Source organism: Planktothrix sp. FACHB-1355, from assembly GCF_014748295.1.
GTDB classification, from domain to species: Bacteria; Cyanobacteriota; Cyanobacteriia; order Cyanobacteriales; family Aerosakkonemataceae; genus Aerosakkonema; species Aerosakkonema funiforme_A.
Window position 1 is genome coordinate 1 of the sequence record NZ_JACJUP010000156.1, and the last position, 8,791, is coordinate 8,791.

Consider the following 8,791-nt stretch of genomic DNA (forward strand, 5'->3'; position numbering starts at 1 on the left):
TCTTATTCAGGATAGGCGCAATATCTTTGGTGTAAGTTACCTCACTCGGCTCGTTGCTTCCTGTTTGACGAAATGTTGAAATAGAGTCAGTCGCCAAGCTTACAGGTATACCAACTCCGAAGCTAGCTGTGACGATAATTACCAAAACTATAATAACTCTATAAATCTTCACTGCTGGTTTCATCTCTGTGTCATTCTTGAGGCATATAGATTTGCCGATCGAACAAGTACCAATCTTGAGCGCATCGCCAAAAATTCACAACCAACTGAAAAATCCCTTGCCTAAGTTACTCATACCAAATCTTGATTCCCTCGTCTAGTTCAGGAGTCTGGAATTTATCAATTTGTTCGTAGTTTTATGGTAGTGCTTCACGAAGCAAAAAAGGGGTAAGAGGAAGTCGATTTATGACTCCTAAATTCTGGTTAGGAAAGCGTTTTAGAGCAACGCTTCCCGAATAAAAAAATGGAGGAGAGGAAGCAGATTTGGGACAATCTTAAATTTTGGTAAAATTCTGGGGAAATACTTGCGTTTAGAGCTTTTAGTTGACGGCAATATGATGCCATAGTAAAAACTACAATTCGTCTATCCGCATCGAGAATCCGAACATATGGTCAGATACTACCAGATAACCGGAAGAACTCAAAAAGCTGAGCTTATAGCTCCCCAAACTCCCTCGGTAAATTAATTCAATCCTGTAACTTGAGATTCTGTTTTCAGAGTCACTTCCTCCGGATCGCTCCTAAACGTCCTGGGTAGCTGTACTCCATACATTATTGCTTTTACAAGCATAAACATCGACAGACCGAACCATAACAGATGGTTACTGTGAAAATATACAGCGCCTAAAGCCACAGGCAGAAATCCCGCAGCCATAGCGACTAAAGTAACGTTGCGAACCGTATGCCCTTCTGTTAAAGCCAAGAAGTAGCCATCAAATATGTAAGCAATCGAGCAAATTCCCATAACGGGTAGTAACCACCGCACATAGATATCAATAGTTTCAGTTACTTCGGTATGGTCGGTTAACAGCCCAAATACATTTTCAGGGAAGAAGACAGTCAGAAGAGATATGCTAAGTCCCAGCAGTAGACTGGTTGCTACAGAGACTCCCACCACAGGCATTAACTGCTCATTAGCTTTTTTGCCTACAAATTGTCCGCTGAGGCTTTCTGTAGCCAATGACACTGCCTCTATCAAGTAGAAGTTTAAGTTAACCAACTGCATCATCAAAGTATTTTCAGCAAAGATAATCGTCCCCATATTGGAACTTAGGTCTTGGAAAATGTTGAAACAGAAGATGGTAACTATCATGGCGACAAATAAGTTTCCACTAAGAGTAAAGGCAGATTTAAAACCTGACTTTTGAAAAACTTTTACTGCCGCCGTTTTTAATTCTTGCCACTGGACTTGTAGGCATAAAAAAATCAATCCTACCAACAACACTAGATACTGGGTAATACCTTGGGAAAGTCCAGCCCCCGTACTTCCCCAGTCCCACCGGACAATAAACAAGTAGTTTAGTAGCACATTGCTGGTGTTGCCAACAAAGGACATCAGCAACACCTTGCCACTCATCTCTTGAGCCAGAAACCAACCAAACAGGACAAAGTTGATCATCACAGCAGGGGCTGCCCAAATCCTGGCGTTGAAATAATCAAAAGCTGAAGCTTTGGCTTCTGGAGTACCACCTAGTAGCACAAACCCTACTTCTCGCAACGGGTACTGCAAAACCAAGATGAGTAAACCTATCCCTACAGCAATTAAAACATTACGCAGTCCTGTCAGAAGAACTTCCTCTCGATCGTTTCGCCCTACAGCTTGAGCGGTTATCCCTGTAGTACTCATTCGTACAAAAGACAAAATAGCGTAGATGCCGTTAAACAGGACTGTAGCCAGAGCCACCCCAACTAACTGATTAATATCTGATAAGTGACCTAAAAAAGCCACACTGATTAAACCAGCTAATGGCTCCATGATGTATGAAACTGTGTTAGCAAGAGCCAGTCGGAAGAAGCGACCGAGAAAATTGTATTGATTTGAAATGGTCAAATTCATCGATTAATTCGAGTAAGTTACAGGCCAAACAGAGCGACTCTAGGTACAGGCTAGTGCAAGAAGGCAGACGGCAGACGGCAGAAGGGATATTGCTTGTCAAGTCAGCTAGTCAGCTTTGTTCAACTGGTGGTTTATTTCTGCCGTGCTGCACTAATCCAAATTTAATCTTAGTTTACATTACTTTTCGCCAACCATCTGGAATCGGCTCGACGCTGCTTTGCCCGACAGGGTAATCTGAGCAAATTTCACTTTATAAAATTTCCACAACTTCCCCTATAGCCGTAGTTGCCCTCAAAGCTGCTTCTGAAATTAATTGGTGGGTGTGGGTACTTAGATGTGCTAGATCCCAATACAAATATTGGTCTGGGTTAACCCCTGGTGGTAGTGTAAAATTGGCTACTTCCGGGCTACCACCAGCACCCGGTACCACATTGCCGAGGTTAGTGATTCCGTAATTCTGGGGATTGGCCCGCACTTGCCTGAGAAACCCAGTAAAATCTACAGGAATAATGTTAATATTCAGGCTTTTTTCTAGATTTGGTATAGTTGCTGCCAAAATGCTGGCGTGCTGGTCAACTAATTGTGTGTATGATTGTTGAAACTCAGGACTTTGACTAACCGAGAAGGGAGAGCCGGATGGGTTTGGTAAGTTCGGCATCATAAAGTTTTTCCCACCAATAGCGGCCAGTTTTGTTACCGCTGTAGCAAGATTATTAATTGTCGGCCCAGCTTCTGTTGCTCCGCCAACAAGATAATCATTACCTCCGGCATACACTACATAAAGTGCTTTCGGGTCGGCTACCGGATGAGTGGCGACAAAATTATCAACTTGCTTCTGCAATGGTGGCGCGGGAGGTGCGCCCTCAAAGCTAATCACATCCTCATTTCCCGTTTGAGCGCCGCCAATGGCAAAGTTATTGGCAGGATCGACTGGTAATGCCAGTTGCGGTGCCAGATATTCCGTCCATACCCGGCCATTGGTGAAACGTCCGCCAAAATAAGGCGGGCTTGGTGGCAAGAAACCTCCTAGTATAGCATATAAATTCCCATCGTCTGATTGACTGTCGCCAAAGACGTATATCTTATCGAACAGCTGGCGGGGAATGCGACCTTCTTTGCTACCAAAGGCGATGAAATGTTCTGTCGCTCCAATTGTGCCTTGTTTGACTGCATTAGCTACGTCTGTATTCCGGCCCAGGTAAAAGTTGGTATCGACAAAGGAGCTAGGGGCGCGGCCTTCACGGTCACCGAACTCGATGAAATGTTGTATGCCGGTGAGTATATCTGTGTTAACAGCAGCAGCCACATCCTGGTACTGTTGCAGATAATATTTAGTATCGAACAGCTGGTTGGGGTTGCGGTCTTCAATTTGACCGAAGTTGATGAAGTGTGTAAACGCTGTGGTCTTTCCTGCGTTTACTTCACTAGCTACATCCTGATATTTTTGCAGATAATAGCTGGTATCGAAATAGGCGCTGGGGTCGCGTTGTTCAAATTGACCGAATTGGTTGTAGTGGAGAAAACCAGTGCTGAACTCGCCCCTTGATACGGCTACTGCTACATCTGAGTTGCTATTTAGATAATAGGCTTCGTCGAATAGTTCGTTGGCAGTCAACATAATTATTTAGCCTGTGCCTGGTGTTAATTTCTTGGTTTTACCCAAGTATGTCGTCTGTTAAAATATGGTATAGATAAATGGTGCCACCGCAGAACTCTGAGCAAATGTAATCAAAATACCGAGAATCACTAAAGTCATTATCAGCGGAGCAAGCCAGTATTTTTTCTGCTCCTTCATGAATTTCCAGAGGTCTTTAAACAGGTCAAGTGTCGTCTCAAACATTAGAAAGGTTTCTCCATACTTGCTATTGTGATTTCCTGGCTCGGTCGGCAATAAGTTTTTAGATTTGCATCAAACTTTCGAGCCATTGGGTCTTGATTGAACAGCCGCATAATCGCGCCCATCGGCATCATTAAAGCAAAGAAAATAGTTCCCAGGATGATGCGAGTGTTGACCCAACCAAGCACAAGTCCAATTCGCATCCAGACTTGATAAACAGGCCCAAGTCCTGTCGGAACTAAGGCAGCCAAAACCCAGAGAACTCCAGCAATAATCCATGCCGAAAGCGGCACGGTATGACCGCGAAGCCACGGCAATAATAGGCCAAACAAAACCGCTACAATTGTACCAGCGATCAGTCCAAAATCTCGCAGTTCTTTTTTGTTAAGTTGTGGAATTTCCTCCATGAAGCTGTTCCTCTAATCCAACACAAATTCTTTTTTCCAAGCATCATCCTGTTCCAACTGCCCTTGTTGAGACTTGGCCAACAAGAAATTCTCCAGCACCAGATAGTCGATCTCAGTACGCATAAAGCACCGATAGGCATCCTCTGGAGTACAGACAATTGGCTCACCGCGAACATTAAAGGAAGTATTCACCAATACTGCTGCCCCAGTTTTCTGTTCAAAATGACGGATGAGTTCATAATATCGGGGATTGGTTTCTTGATGAACTGTCTGAATCCGGGCTGAGTAATCCACATGGGTAACAGCAGGAATGGTAGAGCGAGGAACGTTCAGCTTATCTATCCCGAATAGTTGCTGTTGCTGGGAGTTCATCGTCTGGCGCAAATTCTCTTTGATAGGAGCGACAAGTAGCATATAAGGACTGGAGCGATCGATTTCAAAGTAATCTGAAACTCGTTCGGCTAAAACTGATGGGGCAAAGGGGCGGAAAGATTCCCGATATTTGATTTTCAGATTCATGACAGACTGCATTTTGGGACTGCGGGGATCGCCAATAATCGATCGACTCCCCAATGCGCGAGGGCCAAATTCCATCCGACCGGAGAACCAGCCCACGACATTTTCTTGAGCTAAAATTTCTGCCAGTTTTGGTAGGAGTTCGTTATCTTCTAGTTGCTCGTACTTAGCGCCAACTGTATCTAGATAAGCGCGAATTTCTGATTGGCTAAATTTAGGCCCAAGATAGCAACCCTGCATGGTATCTCTACCTTTAAAGGAGCGAGGTCGATCTTTGTACTGATGCCAAATCGCCAAGGCAGCTCCTATAGCACCCCCGGCATCACCGGCAGCAGGTTGAATCCAGATATCTTTGAAAGGACCTTCTCGCAAAATTCTACCATTGGCGACGCAATTGAGAGCTACACCACCAGCCAGACACAAATAATCTTCACCCAGCTGTTGGTGTACCGTTTTGCTCAGTCGCAACACCACTTCCTCAGTTACTTTTTGAACAGAGGCAGCTATGTCCATTTCACGTTGGGTCAGCTTGCTTTCTGGTTTACGGGGTGGGCTACCAAATAGAGTGTCGAACTTCTGGTTGGTCATAGTTAGACCGGTGGTGTAGTTGAAGTATTCCATGTTCAACCGGAAACTGCCATCTTCTTTGAGGTCTAACAGATGGTCAAGTATCAAGTCTGCATATTTGGGTTCCCCATAAGGTGCTAATCCCATCAGCTTATACTCACCAGAGTTAACTTTGAAACCGGTGTAGTAAGTAAAAGCTGAATAAAGCATCCCCAAGGAGTGCGGAAAGTCAATTTGCCATTTGGGTGTTAGCTGATTGCCTTCCCCTAACCAGAGGGAAGTTGTTGCCCATTCACCGACAGCATCGAGGCAAAGAACCGCAGCACGCTCGAAAGGACTGGGGAAAAAGGCTGAGGCAGCGTGAGATTGGTGATGTTCCGTAAAGAGCAGGGGAGGTAGTTGAGAGGGCTGGCAATTTCCCAGTTTGGCAAGTTCTTTTTTTATGACTGATTTAAGGTAAAGCTTTTCTTTGAGCCAGACTGGCATGGAGGTAATAAAAGAGCGAAACCCCTTTGGGGCATAGGCTAGGTATGTTTCTAGGAGTCGATCGAATTTAGTAAATGGCTTTTCATAAAAGACTATATAATCCAAGTCTTGAAGCTGGATTCCGGCTTCTCTCAAGCAGTAAGAGATCGCTTGGCTAGGAAAACTTGGATCGTGCTTTTTTCTTGTAAATCGTTCCTCTTGTGCAGCCGCTACAATCTCACCATTTCCGATCAGGGCGGCGGCGCTATCGTGATAGTAAGCTGAGATACCTATAATATTCATTGCTGCTTTCCAAAACCGATCGAAACCTTTTGTCCCCTTAAGTTACACCAAGTAGGCCACCCACGAGTGGGAAAAAATCTGAACAAATGGGAACCAAAGGGCGTATCAAGGAGAATTGCGTTAATTATAAATCCATAAGGCTCGCTCCTCCCCAGTGCTAAAGAGACGGGGATTCTTGCTTACCTACAGTGGGACATTCAAGTATCTTAATCACCACAGGTACGCGAGAGCTTTTTTAGGGATACAAGCAACGTATTGAGTTGCTTTGCGCCTATAATAGCTTCTCGTTTAACGAGTATATATGGCTTTTTTGCCAAATTCATAGACAGATGAAACCAGCGCTCACTATTTATCGAGTTATTCTAGTCTTGGCAGTTATACTCGCCGCCGCCTTCGCAGTTGGCGTACCTGTGAGTTTGGCGAATGAATCTATTGCTTCATTAAGTCAAGCTGGCAATCAGCCGACGACATCGGTAACTTACACCAAAGATATTGCACCTATCCTCAATCAGAATTGTGCTACCTGTCATCGCCCCGGTCAGGTTGCCCCTTTCTCGTTGTTAACTTACCAAGATGCAGCAAATCACGCCGAAGAAATAGCTTGGGCAACTTCTTCGCGCTATATGCCACCGTGGAAAGCCGTGCCTGGGTATGGAGAGTTCAAAAATTCGCGACGTTTGAGCGATCGAGAAATTGCCCTGATTCAGGAATGGTTGAACACAGGTACGGTCGAGGGCGATGCAGCCGATTTGCCACCAACACCAGAATTCCCGGAGGGAGGCTGGCAACTAGGATTGCCTGACCTGATCCTAAAAGTACCACAACCATACACAGTTGAAGCCGCAGATGGAGACAGATATCAATGTTTTGTACTGCCGCTCAATCTGCCGGAAGACCTGTACGTTAGGGCAATAGAAATAAAACCAGGTAATTACAAAGCTGTTCACCATGCGAATCTACATCAAGCTGCAAGTGATGAGGCACGTAGATGGGATGCAGAATATCCAGGTTTAGGATATCCATGCCTGGGGGAGAATAAGAATCACTGGGCGGATATTATTTATATGTGGACACCGGGAATGTTGGCAAACTACTTACCTGATGGGGTTTCCAGCGTAATCCCTCAAGGCTCGGATCTGATTTTGGAAAACCATTACCCCGCAACTGCAAATGGGATGACCGATCGATCCAGTGTGGGAATATACCTGGCTTCCACCAAACCGCAGAAGCTGGCCACCAAACTTTTATTCGGACAGTATAACTTGGAAATACCCCCTGGGGAGCCACACTATAAAGTCACCGCTACTAGAACAATTCCGATTGATGTGCAAGTCATTGATGTCAAGCCCCATATGCACTTTCTCGGTCGAGAGATGAAAGTTCGAGCAATTCTTCCAGATGGTACGATCGAACCGATGATCTCGGTGAAAGACTGGAACTTCAACTGGCAATTGGATTACGAATATTCGCATCCGTTGAACTTGCCGAAAGGCACAAAGCTGGAGATGGAAGCCTACTTTGACAATTCCAGCGATAATCCATATAACCCAAACGATCCTCCGAAAACGGTAACTTGGGGAATGTACTCAAAAGATGAAATGTGCGACCTCTATGCCACTGTAATGGTAAATAATAACCAGGAGGAACTCAGGCGAATCAATGAATTCAACGCTACAGTTACGACTGAGCCTGAAATGTTGAACGCTTCTGCTTCAGATCCCGATCCCGCTATGCAGCTTAACAGGACACATAGTTAGTTGCGATCGCAAACGTAACTTTGGGGATGAAGTTATAGCGGTTTTCGAGGGGATGAAGTGTAGAGACGTTGTATAAAACGTCTCTACAAACTCCCAAATGTGCTATTGTATCTCCGTATGTCTACTTCAAGTTCTGAATTCATCAACTATGACTGAAGACTTGCTAGCTAAATTAACCGATCGAGCGAAAATTATTGAAGTCGTTAATCAATATGGGTTAGCGATCGATCTGCGTAATTGGGAGCTTCTTCACAACGTTTTCGCCAATCCCGTTGAGGTTGATTATTCCTCAATTGGAATACCAGTGGCAAGTTTCCAGCCAGAAGAAATGGTTAATGCTGCTCGCCAAGATTTATCCGGATTGAAAGCTACTCAGCATCAAATCACTAACCATGTTGTGGAAATATCAGATGATACCGCGATCTGTGTAGCTCATGTGAGTGCAATGCACTTTCTGCCCAACGATCAAGGAGATAACACCTTTGAAATGGGCGGTTACTACACAGCCGGATTGATTCGGATCGGATTGGAAAATCAAGCAATGGAAGTTTGCAGTGCTTTGGACTCGTGGTAATAACGATATCTTTTGACTTGCCAAGAACGCATAGGAGCCTAACAACCCCGTGGCAGCGGAATGACGAAATCCCAGGGCGATCGCATCTAATTTTGACTTGACAAAATGTCCTAAATGTATATCTACATCAAGCTAGAGATTTGCACTAGCAAATGCTTTTTTGGCTTCTCTAGCTTTTTCTAACCAGCTATCAAACAACTTTTGATGTTTATTAATCGACTCTTCGGCACGCAGTCGAGTCGGTTCGGGACTATTTTTACTTTCCTGGAATATCCAAATTAAAGTTTTTTCAGATGAGGGATTTTAATA

8 protein-coding genes are annotated in these 8,791 nt (G+C 44.6%); 2 read left to right on the plus strand and 6 right to left on the minus strand.

The window, feature by feature from the left end:
* From H6S82_RS32980 to H6S82_RS09705, 6 genes are all read right to left on the minus strand, one after another.
* A partial coding sequence (locus H6S82_RS32980) for a hypothetical protein (protein WP_206756857.1) occupies window positions 1-184 on the minus strand: 184 nt, incomplete at its 3' end.
* Window positions 185-682: 498 nt separating this feature from the next.
* Window positions 683-2,056, minus strand: a complete 1,374-nt coding sequence (gene gntT, locus H6S82_RS09690; RefSeq protein WP_190464849.1) for a guanitoxin biosynthesis MATE family efflux transporter GntT — start codon at window positions 2,054-2,056, stop codon at window positions 683-685.
* A gap of 250 nt (window positions 2,057-2,306) precedes the next feature.
* A complete protein-coding gene (locus H6S82_RS09695) occupies window positions 2,307-3,674 on the minus strand; it encodes an SGNH/GDSL hydrolase family protein (protein ID WP_190464850.1) in 1,368 nt (455 codons plus the stop codon).
* A gap of 57 nt (window positions 3,675-3,731) precedes the next feature.
* Complete coding sequence (locus H6S82_RS33360; RefSeq protein ID WP_255512226.1) at window positions 3,732-3,896, minus strand: DUF5989 family protein; 165 nt, start codon at window positions 3,894-3,896, stop codon at window positions 3,732-3,734.
* Entirely contained in the window at window positions 3,896-4,300 is a 405-nt protein-coding gene (locus H6S82_RS09700) for an SxtJ family membrane protein (protein WP_190464851.1), read from the minus strand. Before H6S82_RS09700 ends, H6S82_RS33360 begins: the two co-directional genes overlap by 1 nt.
* Window positions 4,301-4,312: 12 nt before the next feature.
* The gene (locus H6S82_RS09705; RefSeq protein WP_190464852.1) at window positions 4,313-6,151 is read right to left on the minus strand and encodes a carbamoyltransferase; all 1,839 of its coding nucleotides are present in this window, start codon (window positions 6,149-6,151) and stop codon (window positions 4,313-4,315) included.
* 329 nt (window positions 6,152-6,480) lie between these two features.
* Here H6S82_RS09705 and H6S82_RS09710 point away from each other — a divergent pair, with 329 nt between their 5' ends.
* Window positions 6,481-7,908 (plus strand): ascorbate-dependent monooxygenase, encoded by a 1,428-nt coding sequence (locus tag H6S82_RS09710; RefSeq protein ID WP_190464853.1) that lies wholly within the window; start codon window positions 6,481-6,483, stop codon window positions 7,906-7,908.
* Between the two features lie 148 nt (window positions 7,909-8,056).
* On the plus strand, window positions 8,057-8,482 hold the full coding sequence (locus tag H6S82_RS09715) for a nuclear transport factor 2 family protein (protein WP_190464854.1): 426 nt from the start codon (window positions 8,057-8,059) through the stop codon (window positions 8,480-8,482).
* Window positions 8,483-8,791 lie beyond the last annotated feature (309 nt).